Genomic DNA, 16,080 nt, shown 5'->3' on the forward strand with positions numbered 1-16,080 from the left:
GGACAGCACACCCCACTCGAGAACCGGCCGCGACGCGGCCGTCGGAGGGACTCACATGGCGGGATCGCCGTTCGGCTGGATCGACGAGCAGGAGCGCGTGCGCCGCGGCGCCGGACTCGTCCGCACGCTGCGTCCCCGCCCCGCCGAGACCCCGCTCCTCGATCTCGCGAGCAACGACTACCTCGGTCTCACCCGCCACCCCGAGATCACCAAGGGAGCGGCGGACGCGGCGCTGCGCTGGGGCGGCGGGGCCACCGGCTCGCGGCTCGTCACGGGCACCACGGAGCTGCACACCGAACTCGAGCGCGAACTGGCAGAGTTCTGCGGTTTCGAGGCGGCACTCGTCCTGTCGTCCGGCTACGCGGCCAATCTCGCCGCCGTGACCGCGCTCGCCCCGCACGGCTCCCTGATCGTCTCGGACGCGAGCAATCACGCCTCCCTCATCGACGGCTGCCGGCTCGCCCGCGGTGCCACGCAGGTCGTCCCGCACGCCGACCCGGACGCCGTCCGTAAGGCCCTCGACGCGCATCAGGGGCAGGCGGTCGTCGTCTCCGACTCCGTCTTCTCGGTGGACGGCGACGCCGCTCCACTGGCCGAACTGGCAGGAGCAGCAAGGGAGTCCGGGGCCGGCCTGATCGTCGACGACGCGCACGGGCTCGGGGTGCTCGGCGACGGTGGCAGGGGGGCGCCGCAGGCGGCGGGGCTCTCGGGCGCCGACGACACCGTCGTCACCGTCACGCTGTCCAAGTCGTTCGGCAGCCAGGGCGGCGCCGTCCTCGGTCCCGCCCGGGTGATCGACCATCTCGTCAACACCGCAAGGACGTTCATCTTCGACACGGGCCTCGCGCCCGCGGCGGCCGGCGCCGCACTCGCGGCCCTGCGCCTGCTGCGCCGTGAGCCCGAGCGCGCCGAACGGGCGCGCGCCGTCGCCTCCTCGCTGCACGAACTCCTCACGGCCGAGGGGCTCCAGGCCGTACGGCCGGACGCCGCCGTCGTCTCCGTGCGCGCGCCGTCCCCCGAAGAGGCCGTGCGCTGGGCGGCCGACTGCCGCGAAGCCGGCCTCGCCGTCGGCTGCTTCCGGCCGCCCTCCGTGCCGGACGGCATCTCACGGCTGCGGCTGACCGCCCGCGCCGACCTGACCGACGATCACATCGCCCAGGCCGTACGGGTGATCAGCCGCAACGCTCCCGACTCGGCGTTCACCGCAAGGAGTTGAGGAACCCCTCCCAGGCGGAGGGCGAGAACAGCAGGGCGGGTCCGGCCGTGCGCTTGGAATCGCGCACGGCGAGCAGTCCGGCCGAAGGGCCGCGGTGCAGCGGAGCCGTCTCGACGCAGTTGTTCATTCCGGTGCTTCGGCTGCTTCGCCGCCATGGCGCGTCGTGCAGAGAGGTGCTGGGAACCGCGGCGGATGGTACGTACCGAGGCAGAGCTGACATGGTGCCTCCTTACGTGCGTTCACTGTGCGGAGGGGGGTGTGCTCCGGCGATCCCGGCGATGAAATCCAGCGAATCCCCGGGCGAAAGGGCGTGGATCCGAAGGGTGTCAAAGGCGTCCGTGTACGCCTTGAGGTCTTCTTTCCGCTCGAGGTAGAGGCTACTCGTCAAATGGTCGAGAACTACTACGTCCAGATCAGAAGTGTTCGGAAATGAGAACACAACGAAAGGGCCGGTTAGTCCGACATGCTCCCCTGCCGCGAACGGCAATACCTGTAGCCGCACATGGGGAAGCTTCGCCACGTCGGCGAGATGACGCAGCTGCTCCGCCATCACCCGGGGACCGCCCACCGGCCGCCGCAGCACCGCCTCGTCGAGCACCGCGCTGAGCCGCAGCGGCGACGCCGAACGCAGCACCTCCTGCCGGGCGATCCGCACCTCGACCAGGGCGTCGACCTGCCCGTCCGGCAGCCCGTCGAGCGCGGCCCTGGTCACCGCCCGCGCGTAGTCGGGCGTCTGGAGGAGGCCCGGCACGACGGACGTCTCGACTGTCCTGACCCGGCACGCCTGCGACTCCAGGCTGATGAAGTCCCGGTAGGCGGGCGGCAGAAGACCCCGGTAGGCGTGCCACCAGTGCTGGCCGCCGTCGTCCCCCGACCCGGCCAGCGCGACCAGCAGGTCCCGTATGCCGGGGTCCGTGACCTCGAACGCGTCGAGCAGGAGGCGTACGTCCGACGCCTTCACGCCACTGCGGCCGGTCTCGATACGGCTCACTTTCGACTGGTGCCAGCCGACGAGCCGCGCCGTCTCGCCACTGGTGAGCCCCGCGCGGGCGCGCAGCGCGCGCAGCTCGGCGCCGAGCCTGCGGCGGCGCACCGCCGGACCGTGTTTCATTCTGTCTCCTCGGACCTGCGGCCCGGCTCCTTCCGGCCCGGCGGATCGTGTTCCGAGCCGACGGTAGAGGAAGCCGGCGGTGTACGCCCAAATGCGGTCCACCGGCGCAGAGTTCACCGCTTCGAGCGACAGATATATGCATATCTCGGGGGATCGGCTCCACGGGCGGAGCGGGAGTGGCACTCTGGCGCAAAGCACCAGTCCGGGGGTCGCCTCGAGTCATCCGCCATGTGTCGGATTCAGGCCCCGGCGAAAAAAGGGACGACGTCGCCATGGCAGATCACCAGGAAGCATCCGTCACTCTGCCGAGCGATCCTGCCTCGGTCTCCTCGGCCCGGACATATGTCGGCGACGTACTCGCCGAATGGGGCATGCCGCGCGACGCGGAAACAGCCGACACGGTCCGGCTCATCGTCTCCGAACTCGCCACGAACGCCGTGATGCACACCCGCGGGCAGTCACCGGTCTTCACCGTCGACGTGCAGCTGGAGCGCGACGAACACCTGCGCATCGGCGTCACGGACAGCCACCCGCGCTACCCGAAGCGGCTCCCGGCCGCCGTCCAGCAGGACAACGGGCGCGGCATGGTGATCATCCGCTGTCTGACCGCCGAGTGCGGCGGGAGTCTGTCGGTCAGGCCCACCCCCGAGGGCGGTAAGACCGTGTGGATCGCCCTGCCGTGGACGGTCCCTGTCCAGTCGGTGTGAAGGCCGGCGGTGGTGGCGCGGCTACGGGGACGGGGTGTCCGTCCCCTCCTGCGACCGCGTGAGTGAGCGCCGCACCAGACGCGGCAGCACGCCCCACAGGCCAACACAGACCGCGAACGTGCCCGCGCCGGCCGCGATGCCCGCCGCCCGCCCCGCGGTGACGTCCACGACGAGCAGCACGGACCCGGCCAGGGCGAGCATCAGAACGCCCAGGCCGGCCGCGGCGAGCCGCGAGGACATCTGCACGATCTGCGGCTTGGCGCCCCGCCCGAACAGCGCACGGTGCAGCGCCGCGGGCGCCGTGAACAGCGCGGCGGCGAGCGCGGCGAGCAGCAGCGTCGCGATGTAGGTCGCGCGCTGCACGCCGTCCAGCGCCGGGAACCTCGGAGTGAACGCCAGCGTCAGCAGGAACGCGAAGAGGATCTGCACGCCCGTCTGGGTGACTCTCAGCTCCTGGAGCAGCTCGCCGAAGTTCCGGTCCGCGCGCTCCAGCGGCGTCTCGTGCCGGTCCTGCCCCGAGCTCCTGGGGCCTGAGTTGTGTGGAGCGTCCTCGTCGCCGGCCGGTCGGTCCTCGTCCATACGACCACGAGTACCCCATCGCGCGGTTCCGAGTCGGCCGGAGCGGGAGTGCAGCCGGTGACGCCTGACGGGCCCCCAGGGCCCCCGGGGACCCGTCAGGTGGCGCTACCGCACGCGCCCGTACCAGACGCTCTTCGTCCAGATCCGCTCGAGCCGCACCACGGCACCGGTCTTCGGCGAGTGCCAGATCCTTCCCTTCCCGGCGTAGATGCCGACGTGGTAGACGCCGCGGCCCGAATGGAAGAAGACCAGGTCACCGCGTTTGCGATGGGACGCGGAGACATGGCGGGTCTTGTTGTACTGCTGGGCGGCGGTACGGGGCAGCTTCTTGCCCACCCGCTTGAACGAATAGACCGTCAGTCCCGAGCAGTCGAACCTGTGCGGTCCTGAGGCGCCCCACTGGTAGGGGCTTCCCTTCCTCGAGGCCGCGATCTGGAGGGCCTTCGTCGCGGCCGGCGAGGCCTCCGCTTCGGGCGTGGCTCCTGGGACCAGCAGGCTGCCGCCCGCTACGGCGAGCGTGAGGGCGGAGGCGGTGCCGGCCCGGGTCAGCAGCGACGGGACACGATTGAGCGCAGTCATGCGCAACCCTTCGTCAGCCGCCTGTGAAGGATGACCTGTCGGATTCGGGCTGGCGAAGTTGCCCGGCCGCGAAGTGCGGCTTCACCCCAAGGGCCGGCCCGGAAAACAGCTCCGGCGGCCCGTCGTGCTCGGGTCCTCCACTCCTGCCGATCCACTTCTGTCGACCTGGCATCCGTACGGCGGCAGGACTCGGCGTCCGCACGGACCGCCCCGCCGCGGCGGCGGGGGCTTGTCGTCGGAAGGGATCTTCACGCACAAACGGCGTGAACGCAGAGCCGAATCGGCGTGGTGTGAGTGTCCTCACGAGTGATCCATTCGGGTGGACAGCACACTTTTCGACCTCGGCGCGGAGGTCCCAACGAGCCCCGTACCAGCAGCGGAAGGCGGAATTCTCGATTCCGCGTAGGCGTTCCGCGCAACTTTTCCGGTTCGCATGTGCGAGTACCGGCTACGCCGTATGTGGGTACCTCTTCTGGTCCGTTTCGAACCCGGCCCGGACGGTTCGGGTCGATCGCTTCGGTCTTGAACGGGCCGTCAATCGACCGACTCCGGTGGCACTGTGACCCGTTGTGTCCTCCTTTCTCCGTCCAGGACCCGCAAAGCCCGAGCGAGCGTCGTCGCGTGGAGCTCGGTCTCGCCCCGCTGATGCATGAGCGTCAGGGCGTCCCTGAGCGCCGTCGCCCCGCCGACGAGCGCTTGCGCAGCCCGTAGTCCGCCATATGTGTGGTCGCTCCTGGCCGGGTTGATCCTTCCGAGCAGGTCGACGACTTCCAGATAGCGGTCGAGGAGTTCGCACTCGGCGCGCGTCAGCGCGGGCAGCGGGGGCAGCTCGGGTGGCAGCATCGCCGGGTCACCTGGCGCCGTGGGCCGAACCGGACAGCTTGCGGTTGTCGATGACCCGGTCCACGAGCCCGTACTCCACGGCGTCCCGGGCCTGAAGGATCTTGTCCCGCTCGATGTCGGCGCCGATGCGCTCCCTGCTCTGCCCGGTGTGCCGGGCGAGCAGCTCCTCCAGCTGGGCGCGCATGCGTACCAGTTCGCGGGCCTGGATCTCCAGGTCGGTCGGCTGGCCCTGGGCGGGCTCGGGCAGCCCCGGCTGATGGATCACCACGCGCGCACCGGGCAGCATGGCCCGCTTCCCCGGCGTCCCGGCGGCCAGGAGTACGGCGGCGGCGGAGGCGGCCTGCCCGAGGCACACGGTCTCGACCTCGCAGCTGACGAACTGGATCGTGTCGTAGATCGCCGTCATCGCGCTGAACGAGCCACCCGGGGAGTTGATGTACAGCGAGATGTCCCGGTCCGGCGCGGCGTACTCGAGGTGCATGAACTGCGCCATCACATCGTTCGCGGAGGTGTCGTCGATCGGTGTCCCCAGGAAGACGATCCGCTCCTCCAGAAGCTTGGAGTACGGATCGAGCGTGCGGTGCCCGGCCGAGGTGCGCTCGGTGAACTCGGGCAGGACGTAGCGGGCGGAAGGTCGGTTCATGGCACATGCCTCCGTGAGCGCGGAACTCTGTCGCTGCTTCCGTAAAAAATGTACAGGACGTACGGATGGTGGAGTAGGGCTGAGGCTCCGGGAAACGCGAAGAAGGGGGCCGGCCCGCGCCCGATGCGCGTGACCGACCCCCTTCTCCGTGCTGCTGAGGCGTGGCTACCGGTCGTCGTCGTCCGTCCTGGACAGGCGCAGCGCGAGGTGTTGCAGGAGGTCAGCGCTCTTGATGTCGGTCCTGCCTGAGTCGTGCACCTCGGCGAGCTCGGAGAAGAGGAACGCGAACGCGCCCACCAGGGAGATCGTCACCGGCATCAGCGCCGCGATGGTCGCCTCCGCCGCCTCCTCCACGCTCGATTCCGCCGGGATCTCGATGGAGGGGAACGCCTCTGTCACCAGGCGTCCGAGCTGGGCGTCCTCGGTCGCGACGTCGGGCTCGGCATCCTTGCTGAGCCTGCGCACCATTTCCTGGGTCTCGGTCAGGACGCCGATTGCGCGCAGAATGATCTCGCTCTGTTCCATGCGCGGAGCCTAGGCCGACGGTGCCCCGCCGCGGGCGCTGTTCCGGGCGGGGCTTCGTCGGATCCGCGCAAGCAGCCATGCAGCACGAACAGTTGACACGTCGACGTTACGCGCAGCCACTGACAACGGCGGCGGCCCGAACCGTCCCGCTCGGGCCGCCGTCCCACCTGCGGGTTGCCGTGCGGTCACGGACCGTGTCCGCGTCGGGGGGCCGGTCTAAGCTGGAGGACATGGCCTACGAGATTCCGGTGACGCAAGCCCGCGCTGAGCTGGCCGATCTGATCAACCGCGTCGTGTACGGCGGCGAACGCGTCGTCGTGACCCGGCACGGCAAGCCGCTCGTCGCGCTGGTCTCCGCCGCCGATCTCGAGCGACTCGAGGCCCTGGGGGAGCCGGGGGACGAGCAGGTGATCAGCTCCGTCTCGGGCATCGGCTCGACCTCACCCACCGGCGGCGACCGCCACCGCTTCGGCATCGCCGCGGAGCACCGGGGGCCGGAGGTCAGGTAAGGCGGAGATCCGGCAGATCCCGCAGAGCCCGTAGGGCAGGAAAAGGCCGTGCGCCCCCGTCCGCTACAGCGGGGACGCACGGCTGTCATGAGGGCGCGCGGCGTCAGCCGACCGGCACCGCGTCCCGCGCCGCGGGCGCCCCGGCCCCTTCGCCGGCGCCCCGCTTCTTGCGGAGCCCGCCGAGCAGTATGCAGACGAGCCCGAGCCCTGCCCAGGCCGCCAGCGTGATCGCGGGCGTCATGGCCCGCGCCCCGTCGAAGTACGAGACCGAGCGCAGCAGCGTTCCACCCGCGCCCGGCGGCAGGAACTGGCCGATGCGGCCGACCGGTTCGGGCAGCAGCTGCGGCGCCGATGACACCCCCGAGAACGGGTTGCCGAGCAGCACCATCAGGAGTGAGCCCACCCCGATCCCCGCCGGGCCGAACAGCGCGGAAAGCCCGGCCACGGTGCCGCCCACGGCCAGCGCCGACAGGCCCAACACCCCCGCTTCGGCCCACCAGTTGCCCGTAAGCACCCCGAGCCAGCTGTGCGTGAGCGCCGCCGCCACGACGCCGACGAGCGCGGACGCCATCACGAGCGCACCCGCCGCCCGCCACCCGCGCAGCCCGAGCAGCGTCACCATGGCGCCGCCGGCCACGCCCGCGATCGCCAGCGGCAGCACGCTCGAACTCAGCACCGCCCCGCGCGGATCCGCGGCCGGCGCGGCGACCACGTCGACCGTCGGCACCCGCGTGCCCTTCGGTGCCCCGGCGGTCACGGCCTGCTGGAGCAGCTGCGCCACGACGGGGCTCGCCGCCGTCGCGGTGAGGAGCCGCGGGCCCTGGGCCGTCGCCACCACCGCTCCGTAGACGGTCCGGTCCGCGATCGCAGCGCGCGCAGCCGCCTCATCGGCGTACCGATGAATCTCGAACGCGCCTTTGTGGGACCGCAGTTGCTGCTCGACGGGTGCGGCGGCGGCTGCCGGTCCCGCGACGCCGAGCGGGAGGTCCCGGGGAGCGGTTCTGGCCCCGGGCCAGGCGAACGCCCACAGCGCGAGGGCGACGAGCACCGGCACGAGCAGGGCGACCGCGGCCATCCTGCGCGCCGGAGACGGCGGGGCCGGGGTGGCGGTCGGGCTGGACATGGCTTCCTCCGGGAGGAGCGGGATCTTATAGCGAAGGATCGTTCGTTTTACTGGCGGCCACTGTTCCGGCGTGGCCGTCTCTTGTCAAGAATGAATGTTCGTTTTACTTTGTGACCATGGCTCGTGTATCCCAGGAACACCTGGACGCCCGTCGTCGGCAGATCCTCGACGGTGCGACCGTCTGCTTCGCGCTCAACGGCTTCCATGCCACGTCCATGCAGGACGTGCTGAAGGCGGTCAACCTCTCCGCGGGCGCGGTGTACCGCTACTTCAGCGGCAAGGAGGAGCTGATCGGGGCCATCGTCACCGAGGTGCTCGACGAGATACGGGGTGTCTTCGAGTCGGCCGGCGCCGAGAGTCCGCCCGCGCCGCCGGACGTGCTGGTGGGGAGGGTTCTGAGCAGGATCCTCGGGATGCGGCCGGGGCTCACGCACGAGGGCGTGTCCGTCTTCCCGCGGCTGATGGTCCAGGTGTGGACGGAGACCCTGCGCAACGACGAGCTCTCCCGGGTGATGCGCGAGGGGTACGCCGGCGTACGCACGGCCTGGGTGAAGATCGTCGAGGGGTATCAGGCCGCGGGGATGATGCGCGCCGACATCCCCGCCGACGACGTCGCCCGGGTCATGATCGCCACGGCGCAGGGATTCGCCGCGCAGCAGGCCCTGTTCGGGGAAGTTCACGTCCCTGTCGAAACTTTGCAGAACGGCCTGCGGGCCCTGATGAGTATGAGCGAGGCCAGCTGACAGTCATGGGCAGGTCAAAGGGTGGTTAACCTCGTTGAAACTCCCCCCAATTAGCCTGCACCCCACGTCACCAGGGGCTTTTGTAGCCGGGATGCACAAGATCATATGCATTTCTTGTGTGTTACATCTATACCCGTCGCGGTGGCCGCGGCAGCCGGACCCCGCACGGTCCGGAGTGAAGGACTGTGAGGTGGGAGCCGTGCAACTGACCCCGCACGAGCAGGAGAGACTGCTCATTCATGTGGCCGCCGACGTGGCCGAGAAGCGCCGGGCCCGGGGTCTGAAGCTCAATCATCCCGAGGCGATCGCTCTCGTCACGTCGCACATCCTCGAAGGTGCACGTGACGGCCGGTCCGTGGCCGAACTCATGTCGTCCGGTCGCAAGGTGCTCACGCGCGACGACGTGATGGAGGGCATCCCCGAGATGATCCACGACGTGCAGGTCGAGGCGACCTTCCCCGACGGCACCAAGCTCGTCACCGTCCACGATCCGATCGTCTGACGGGGGGAGTGCGTCCATGATTCCCGGAGAGATCCTCTTCGCGGACGAGCCCGTCGTGTTCAACGAGGGCCGCGAGGTCACCCGTCTGACCGTGCTCAACGCCGCCGACCGGCCCGTCCAGGTCGGCTCCCACTACCACTTCGCCGAGGCCAATCCCGGTCTGGAGTTCGACCGTGCCGCAGCGCACGGTCTGCGACTCAACATCGCCGCGGGGACCGCCGTGCGCTTCGAGCCCGGAATCCCTGTCGACATCGAACTCGTGCCCCTGGCCGGCCGGCGCATCGTGCCCGGTCTGCGGGGCCGGACCGGAGGTGCCCTCGATGGCTGAACTCTCCCGCGCCGCCTACGCCGACCTGTTCGGCCCCACCACCGGCGACCGCATCCGCCTCGCGGACACCGACCTGCTGATCGAGATCGAGGAGGACCGCTCCGGCGGCCCCGGACTCTCCGGTGACGAGTCCGTGTTCGGCGGCGGCAAGGTGATCCGCGAGTCCATGGGCCAGTCACGCGCTACGCGCGCAGACGGCGCCCCCGACACCGTCATCACCGGCGCCGTGATCGTCGACCACTGGGGCATCGTCAAGGCCGACATCGGCATCCGGGACGGCCGGATCACCGCGATCGGCAAGTCCGGCAACCCCGACACGATGGACGGCGTCCACCCCGGCCTCGTCATCGGCCCCGAGACCGAGATCCTCGCCGGCAACGGCAAGATCGTCACCGCGGGCGCCATCGACACCCACATCCACTTCATCTCGCCGACCATCGTCGACGAGGCGCTCGCCTCCGGTGTCACCACGCTGATCGGCGGCGGCACCGGCCCGGCGGAGGGCTCCAAGGCGACCACGATCACCCCTGGTTCGTGGCACCTTGCCCGCATGTTCGAGGCGATGGAGTCGAGCCCCGTCAACATCGGCTTCCTCGGCAAGGGCAACACCACCTCCGCCGAGTCCATGTACGCCCAACTGCGCGGCGGCGCCGTCAGCTTCAAGATCCACGAGGACTGGGGAGCGACCCCCGCCGTCATCGACGCCTGCCTCAACGTCTGTGAGGACACCGGCGCGCAGCTCGCCGTCCACACGGACACCCTGAACGAGGCGGGCTTCGTCGACGCCACCTTCGATGCCGTGGCCGGCCGCACCCTGCACGCCTTCCACGTCGAGGGCGCGGGCGGCGGACACGCTCCTGACATGATCACGGCCGTCTCGCTGCCCAACATGCTGCCGAGCTCGACCAACCCGACGCGGCCGCACACCGTCAACACCGTCGAGGAACACCTCGACATGCTGATGGTCTGCCACCACCTCAACCCGGCCGTCCCCGAGGACCTGGCCTTCGCCGAGTCCCGGATCCGGCCCACCACCATCGCGGCCGAGGACATCCTCCACGACATCGGCGCCATCTCGATCATGTCCTCGGACTCCCAGGCGATGGGCCGCGTCGGCGAGGTCGTCCTGCGGACCTGGCAGACCGCGCACGTCATGAAGCGCCGCCGCGGCCAGCTCCCCGGCGACACGCGCGCCGACAACCTGCGCGCCCGTCGCTATGTCGCCAAGTACACGATCAACGCGGCCGTCGCACAGGGCATCGACCACGAGATCGGCTCCGTCGAGACCGGCAAGCTCGCCGACCTCGTGCTCTGGGACCCCCGGTTCTTCGGCGTCAAGCCACAGCTCGTCATCAAGGGCGGCCAGATCGCGTACGCCCAAATGGGTGACGCCAACGCGTCCATCCCCACGCCGCAGCCCGTCCTGCCCCGCCCCATGTTCGGCGCCCACGGCAGGGCCCCCGCCTCGAACTCGTTCTTCTACGTGACGCAGACCGCCCTCGACGACGGGCTGCCCGAACGCCTCGGCCTCGACAGGAAGTTCGTGCCGATCCGCTCGACGCGGGGACGCACGAAGGCGGACATGCGGGAGAACGACGCGCTGCCGCGGGTCGAGGTCGCCCCCGACAGCTTCGCCGTCACCATCGACGGCGAACTCGTCGAACCCGCGCCCGCCGCCGAACTGCCGCTCGCCCAGCGGTACTTCCTGTTCTGACGGGCCGAGAAGAAGAGATATGACACGAGCCGCACTCCTCGTCCTGGCCGACGGCCGCTTCCCCGCCGGAGGGCACGCCCACTCCGGCGGGGCGGAGGCCGCCGTCAAGGCGGGACGCATCACGGGCGCGGCGAGCCTGGAGGAATTCTGCCGGGGCCGTCTGCACACCACGGGACTGGTGTCGGCGTCCCTGGCGGCCGCCGCCGCGCTCGGCCTCGACCCGGTCGCCCTGGACGAGGCCGCCGACGCCCGTACACCGTCACCCGCCCTGCGCACCGCTGCGCGCAGGCTCGGCAGACAGCTCATGCGCGCGGCGCGCGCGGCCTGGCCGCATCCCGAACTCGACGCGCTCGCCCGGCGGTTCCCCAAAGGGGCCCACCAGCCGGTGGTCCTCGGCCTCACCGCGCGGGCCGCGGGCCTCGGCCCCGTCGACGCCGCCTACTGCTCCGCGTACGAGAGCGTCAGCGGGCCCGCCACCGCGACGGTCAGGTTGCTCAGCCTCGATCCGTTCGACGCGACGGCGGGGCTCGCACGCCTCGCGGACGACATCGACCGCGTCGCGACGGCGGCCGCCGAGGCAGCGGCACGAGCCGTCACCGAAGGGGCGGATGCACTGCCCGCGGCGTCCGCGCCGCTGCTGGAGGTGGGGGCCGAGGCCCACGCGGCCTGGGCTGTGCGCCTGTTCGCGTCCTAGGGCGCGACGCGGCGGACACGCCTTTGGGCGCCCTGCCTCTCCACTGAACGATTGGAGCAACACCATGCACCTCGACCACTCGCACGACGGCCCCGCCGCGGTCAGCGCCGACGCCCGCCGCCGCGACGGCACCCGCCGCGCCCTCCGTATCGGCCTCGGCGGCCCCGTCGGCTCCGGGAAGACGGCCACCGTCGCCGCGCTCTGCCGCGCGCTGCGCGACGAGTTGTCCCTCGCCGTCGTGACGAACGACATCTACACACGTGAGGACGCCGAGTTCCTGCTCCGCGAGGCCGTGCTGCCGCCCGAGCGCATCACCGCCGTGGAGACCGGCGCCTGCCCGCACACCGCCATCCGCGACGACATCTCCGCCAACCTGGAGGCCGTGGAGGACCTGGAGGACGAGGTCGGACCGCTCGACCTGATCCTCGTCGAGTCCGGCGGCGACAACCTCACCGCCACGTTCTCGCGCGGCCTCGTCGACGCGCAGGTCTTCGTCATCGACGTCGCCGGCGGCGACGACATCCCGCGCAAGGGCGGCCCCGGCGTCACCACCGCCGACCTGCTCGTCATCAACAAGACGGACCTCGCCCCGTACGTCGGCTCCGACCTCGCCCGGATGTCCGCCGACGCCAAGGCCCAGCGCGCCGAACTCCCCGTCGTCCTCCAGTCCCTGCGCTCCGCCGACGGTGTGCGCGAGGTCGCCGACTGGGTGCGCGCACAGCTCACCGCGTGGACGGCATGACCGCAGGCGTACGCTCCACGGCCCGCATCACGGCGAGCGACGACGGCCGTGGCGGCACCTGTCTGCCGGTCCTCGACGGAGAGGGCTCCCTGGCCCTGCGCCGCATCCGCTCGACCGGTCCCGACGCGCGCGTCATGCTCGTCGGCGCGATGAGCGGGCCGCTCGGCGGCGACCGCATGAGTGTCGAGGCGCATGCGACGGCCGGTGCCCGCCTGCGCATCGGGTCCGTCGCCGCGACGATCGCCCTGCCCGGCCAGGCCAAGGGCGAGGCGCGCTACGACGTCCGCCTCACGGTCGACGACGGGGCCGAACTGCACTGGATGCCCGAGCAGTTGATCTCCGCGTGCGAGAGCGACCTGAGGGTCACCACGCGGGCCGAACTCACTCCGGGTGCCCGGCTCGTACTGCGTGAGGAACAGGTGCTCGGGCGTACGGGGGAGGACCCGGGCCGACTGACCAGCAGGCTCACGGTCCATCGCGCGGGCCGGCCCCTGTTCGACCAGGAACTGGCCTGCGGCCCGGGCGCGCCCGCCGGCTGGGACGGCCCCGCCGTGCTCGCGGGACACCGGGCGTTCGGCCAACTCATCGTTGTACGGCCCGAGTTCGAGACGGACAAACCGCAGTCCGCGCTGCTCGGCGAGAACGCCGCGCTGACGCCGCTCGCCGGGCCCGCCGTCCTGGTCACGGCCCTCGCGTCCGACGCGCTGCGGCTGCGCGGAACGCTCGACGAGGCCCTGCGCCGCCTGTCCTGAGCGACGGCCCAAGGGGCCCGGCCGGTCCGAACCAAACGACCGTACGGGCCCATTCCGCTCACCGGGACGAGTTATACCGTTTATCGGATTGGTAAAGAACGTCAACTGTCCCTGTTGCCGGGGGCGGTGCAGGCGCAAGGATCCCCGTACTGATCGAGAACCCGATCGAAGTAACGATCGAATCGACGTACGGAGGCCTCAGTTGAGACGGACTCGACTTACCAGTCGAAGCAGCCGGACGGCGGTGATCGGCTCCGCCGGAACCCTGGTGGCGGCGACCCTGATTGCCGGAGCGATGGCGGCGCCGGTGGCGAGCGCGGACTCCCGGACCGGCCAGGACCGTGAGGCCCGCGGTGCGGCCGTCGCGGCGGCCCGTGCCGCCAAGGCCGGCATCGACTGGAAGGACTGCCCCGCCGACTGGGGCATAGCCAAGCCCATCCAGTGCGGCTGGGTGACGGTGCCGCTCGACTACGCGAAGCCGTACGGCAAGCAGATCAAGCTCGCCGTCGACCGCATAGGCTCCACCGGCACCAAGGACGAGCGCCAGGGCGCCCTCGTCTACAACCCGGGCGGCCCCGGCGGCTCCGGCATGCGCTTCCCGACGCGCGTCACCAACAAGAACCCGCTGTGGACCAAGACGTCGAAGGCGTACGACTTCGTGGGCTTCGACCCGCGCGGCGTCGGCCACTCCGCGCCGATCTCCTGCATCGACCCGCAGGAGTTCGTGAAGGCCCCCAAGGCCGACCCGGTCCCCGACTCCGAGGCCGACAAGCTCGGCCAGCGCAAGCTCGCCAAGGAGTACGCGGACGGCTGCGCCCAGCGCAGCGGCGACATGCTGCCGCAGATGACCACGCCGAACACCGCGCGCGACCTCGACGTCATCCGTGCCGCCCTCGGCGAGAAGAAGCTCAACTACCTGGGCGTCTCCTACGGCACGTACCTGGGCGCCGTCTACGGCACGCTCTTCCCGGGCCACGTCCGCCGCATGGTCGTCGACAGCGTCGTCGACCCGTCGCGCGACAACATCTGGTACGAGGCCAACCTCGGCCAGGACGTCGCCTTCCAGGGCCGCTGGAACGACTGGACCTCGTGGGTGGCCAAGAACGACGCCTCCTTCCACCTCGGTGACACGCAGGCCAAGGTCGAGGACCAGTGGCTGAAGCTGCGCGCCGCCGCCAAGAACAACCCCATCGGCGGCGTCGTCGGCCCCGCCGAGCTGATCGCCTTCTTCCAGAGCGCCCCGTACTACGACTCGTCGTGGGTGCCGGTCGCGCAGGTGTGGAGCAAGTACGTCGCCGGCGACACCCAGGCGCTCGTCGACGCCGCGGCCCCCGACATGTCGGACACCGCGGGCAACGCCGCGTCGGAGAACGGCAACGCGGTCTACACCGCCGTCGAGTGCGCCGACGCCAAGTGGCCCACCAGCTGGAACAAGTGGGACCGCGACAACACGCGTCTGCACAAGGACTATCCGTTCATGACGTGGGCGAACGCGTGGATGAACCTGCCGTGCGCCACCTGGCCCACCAAGCAGCAGACCCCCGTGAACGTGAAGACCGGCAAGGGCCTGCCCGCCGTCCTGATCGTCCAGTCCACCCGCGACGCGGCCACCCCCTACAAGGGCGCCGTCGAGCTGCACCAGCGCTTCAAGGGCTCGCGCCTGATCACCGAGAAGGACGCGGGCTCCCACGGTGTCACCGGCCTGACCAACCCGTGCATCAACGACCGGGTCGACACCTACCTGCTCACCGGCAAGACGGACAGCAAGGACGTGACGTGCGCCCCGCACGCCACGCCCAAGCCGTAACCACCGTCCCGCGGTGAACACGTGATGGCCCGGCCTCCCCAAGAGGCCGGGCCGTCATCATGCCGTCGCTGCCGGGCGCTCGATCCGGCCCGGGCTCAGCTCAGCGGCATCCGCGGGAACTTGCGGGCCTTGTCCTTCGCCGCTTCGGCCTCGGCCTTGACGTCGGCCGCGTACTTGTCGACGTACTCCTGGCCGGACAGGCCGAGGATCGCGTAGATGATCTCGTCCGTGACCGCGCGGAGGATCGCCTTCTCGCCGTCCATGCCCGCGTAGCGCGAGAAGTCCAGGGGCTCGCCGAAGCGGATCGTCACGCGGTGGAGGTTCGGGATGACCTGGCCGGGCGGCTGCGCCTCGAACGTGCCGATCATCGCGCAGGGGATCACCGGGACCTGCCCCTTGAGCGCCATCGCGGCCACGCCGACCTTGCCCTTGTAGAGCCGCCCGTCGTGCGAGCGCGTGCCCTCGGGGTAGATGCCGAGCAGCTCGCCCTTGCTGAGCACGCCGAGGCCCTCGCGGATCGCGGCCTGGCCCGCCGCTCTGCCGGAGCGGTCCACGGGGATCTGTCCGGCGCTGCGGAAGAACGCGGCGGTCAGCCGGCCCCTGATGCCGGGCCCCGTGAAGTACTCCGCCTTCGCCAGGAACGTGATGCGCCGCTTCAGGATGGCCGGCATCAGGAAGTGGTCCGAGAACGACAGGTGATTGCCCGCGACGATCGCCGCGCCCGACTCCGGCACATGGTCGAGCCCCTCGATCCGGGGCCGGAACACCAGCCGCAGCAGTGGGCCCAGAATCACGTACTTGAGCAGTCGGTAGAACATGCTGGGCCGCCTTCCCCGTAGATCGAGATGCGTGCGCACAGTAACCAATCGTCGGCCCGCGCGCGAGAGCCCGTTCGGACCTCGCCGGGCCTCCCACCGGGGGACCGCACGGCGCGTCCGCTTTGCGGCCGCCCGGGACGGGGAG

General features: G+C 70.7%; 20 protein-coding genes and 1 riboswitch. Of the genes, 11 read left to right on the forward strand and 9 right to left on the reverse strand.

Features of this window, described 5'->3' with window-relative positions:
* The first annotated feature begins 55 nt into the window (after positions 1-55).
* Positions 56-1,216 carry an 8-amino-7-oxononanoate synthase gene (locus tag ACWIGU_RS37040; protein WP_454406057.1) on the forward strand — a complete coding sequence of 387 codons (1,161 nt, stop codon included), beginning with the start codon at positions 56-58 and terminating at the stop codon, positions 1,214-1,216.
* On the opposite strand, the gene ACWIGU_RS37045 is transcribed toward ACWIGU_RS37040, so the two are convergent.
* Positions 1,200-1,436, reverse strand: a complete 237-nt coding sequence (locus ACWIGU_RS37045) for a DUF397 domain-containing protein (protein ID WP_266566934.1) — start codon at positions 1,434-1,436, stop codon at positions 1,200-1,202. The genes ACWIGU_RS37040 and ACWIGU_RS37045 overlap by 17 nt on opposite strands.
* A gap of 9 nt (positions 1,437-1,445) precedes the next feature.
* Entirely contained in the window at positions 1,446-2,327 is an 882-nt protein-coding gene (locus ACWIGU_RS37050) for a helix-turn-helix domain-containing protein (RefSeq protein WP_454406059.1), read from the reverse strand.
* A gap of 272 nt (positions 2,328-2,599) precedes the next feature.
* Between ACWIGU_RS37050 and ACWIGU_RS37055 the strand changes: the two genes are divergently transcribed.
* Positions 2,600-3,034 (forward strand): ATP-binding protein, encoded by a 435-nt coding sequence (locus ACWIGU_RS37055; protein WP_383084157.1) that lies wholly within the window; start codon positions 2,600-2,602, stop codon positions 3,032-3,034.
* Positions 3,035-3,055: 21 nt separating this feature from the next.
* On the opposite strand, the gene ACWIGU_RS37060 is transcribed toward ACWIGU_RS37055, so the two are convergent.
* The 5 genes from ACWIGU_RS37060 to ACWIGU_RS37080 form a co-directional block, all read right to left on the reverse strand.
* Complete coding sequence (locus ACWIGU_RS37060) at positions 3,056-3,613, reverse strand: DUF6328 family protein (RefSeq protein WP_454406060.1); 558 nt, start codon at positions 3,611-3,613, stop codon at positions 3,056-3,058.
* A gap of 105 nt (positions 3,614-3,718) precedes the next feature.
* A complete protein-coding gene (locus tag ACWIGU_RS37065; protein ID WP_454406061.1) occupies positions 3,719-4,192 on the reverse strand; it encodes a C40 family peptidase in 474 nt (157 codons plus the stop codon).
* Positions 4,193-4,195: 3 nt separating this feature from the next.
* Positions 4,196-4,373, reverse strand: a riboswitch (cyclic di-AMP (ydaO/yuaA leader).
* Between the two features lie 353 nt (positions 4,374-4,726).
* Positions 4,727-5,035, reverse strand: a complete 309-nt coding sequence (locus tag ACWIGU_RS37070; protein WP_356279953.1) for a hypothetical protein — start codon at positions 5,033-5,035, stop codon at positions 4,727-4,729.
* A gap of 7 nt (positions 5,036-5,042) precedes the next feature.
* Positions 5,043-5,678: an ATP-dependent Clp protease proteolytic subunit gene (locus ACWIGU_RS37075; protein ID WP_454406063.1), complete on the reverse strand. Its 636-nt coding sequence runs from the start codon at positions 5,676-5,678 to the stop codon at positions 5,043-5,045.
* Positions 5,679-5,843: 165 nt separating this feature from the next.
* On the reverse strand, positions 5,844-6,203 hold the full coding sequence (locus tag ACWIGU_RS37080) for a hypothetical protein (protein ID WP_454406064.1): 360 nt from the start codon (positions 6,201-6,203) through the stop codon (positions 5,844-5,846).
* Positions 6,204-6,433: 230 nt separating this feature from the next.
* On the opposite strand from ACWIGU_RS37080, the gene ACWIGU_RS37085 reads away from it, so the two are divergent.
* Complete coding sequence (locus ACWIGU_RS37085) at positions 6,434-6,712, forward strand: type II toxin-antitoxin system Phd/YefM family antitoxin (RefSeq protein ID WP_454406065.1); 279 nt, start codon at positions 6,434-6,436, stop codon at positions 6,710-6,712.
* 103 nt (positions 6,713-6,815) lie between these two features.
* Here the strand turns inward: ACWIGU_RS37085 and ACWIGU_RS37090 are convergent, their stop codons facing one another.
* Entirely contained in the window at positions 6,816-7,835 is a 1,020-nt protein-coding gene (locus ACWIGU_RS37090) for an ABC transporter permease (protein WP_454406066.1), read from the reverse strand.
* 116 nt (positions 7,836-7,951) lie between these two features.
* On the opposite strand from ACWIGU_RS37090, the gene ACWIGU_RS37095 reads away from it, so the two are divergent.
* The 8 genes from ACWIGU_RS37095 to ACWIGU_RS37130 all read left to right on the forward strand — a co-directional run bounded on the left by ACWIGU_RS37095 (position 7,952) and on the right by ACWIGU_RS37130 (position 15,117).
* Positions 7,952-8,578 carry a TetR/AcrR family transcriptional regulator gene (locus ACWIGU_RS37095; protein ID WP_454406068.1) on the forward strand — a complete coding sequence of 209 codons (627 nt, stop codon included), beginning with the start codon at positions 7,952-7,954 and terminating at the stop codon, positions 8,576-8,578.
* A gap of 199 nt (positions 8,579-8,777) precedes the next feature.
* Positions 8,778-9,080: an urease subunit gamma gene (locus ACWIGU_RS37100; RefSeq protein ID WP_356280048.1), complete on the forward strand. Its 303-nt coding sequence runs from the start codon at positions 8,778-8,780 to the stop codon at positions 9,078-9,080.
* Positions 9,081-9,096: 16 nt separating this feature from the next.
* Complete coding sequence (locus ACWIGU_RS37105; protein WP_399975483.1) at positions 9,097-9,408, forward strand: urease subunit beta; 312 nt, start codon at positions 9,097-9,099, stop codon at positions 9,406-9,408.
* Positions 9,401-11,122 carry an urease subunit alpha gene (locus tag ACWIGU_RS37110; protein WP_454406069.1) on the forward strand — a complete coding sequence of 574 codons (1,722 nt, stop codon included), beginning with the start codon at positions 9,401-9,403 and terminating at the stop codon, positions 11,120-11,122. Before ACWIGU_RS37105 ends, ACWIGU_RS37110 begins: the two co-directional genes overlap by 8 nt.
* Before the next feature lie 19 nt (positions 11,123-11,141).
* Positions 11,142-11,816, forward strand: a complete 675-nt coding sequence (locus ACWIGU_RS37115) for an urease accessory protein UreF (protein ID WP_454406071.1) — start codon at positions 11,142-11,144, stop codon at positions 11,814-11,816.
* A 64-nt stretch (positions 11,817-11,880) separates the two neighbouring features.
* The gene (ureG, locus tag ACWIGU_RS37120; protein ID WP_454406072.1) at positions 11,881-12,558 is read left to right on the forward strand and encodes an urease accessory protein UreG; all 678 of its coding nucleotides are present in this window, start codon (positions 11,881-11,883) and stop codon (positions 12,556-12,558) included.
* Positions 12,555-13,310, forward strand: coding sequence for an urease accessory protein UreD (locus ACWIGU_RS37125; RefSeq protein ID WP_454406074.1), 756 nt, complete (start codon positions 12,555-12,557; stop codon positions 13,308-13,310). The genes ureG and ACWIGU_RS37125 overlap by 4 nt, the downstream gene beginning before the upstream one ends.
* A 295-nt stretch (positions 13,311-13,605) precedes the next feature.
* Entirely contained in the window at positions 13,606-15,117 is a 1,512-nt protein-coding gene (locus tag ACWIGU_RS37130; RefSeq protein WP_454406184.1) for an alpha/beta hydrolase, read from the forward strand.
* 95 nt (positions 15,118-15,212) lie between these two features.
* Here the strand turns inward: ACWIGU_RS37130 and ACWIGU_RS37135 are convergent, their stop codons facing one another.
* The gene (locus tag ACWIGU_RS37135; protein WP_100597534.1) at positions 15,213-15,935 is read right to left on the reverse strand and encodes a lysophospholipid acyltransferase family protein; all 723 of its coding nucleotides are present in this window, start codon (positions 15,933-15,935) and stop codon (positions 15,213-15,215) included.
* Positions 15,936-16,080 lie beyond the last annotated feature (145 nt).

Source organism: Streptomyces sp. NPDC055400 (assembly GCF_053644375.1).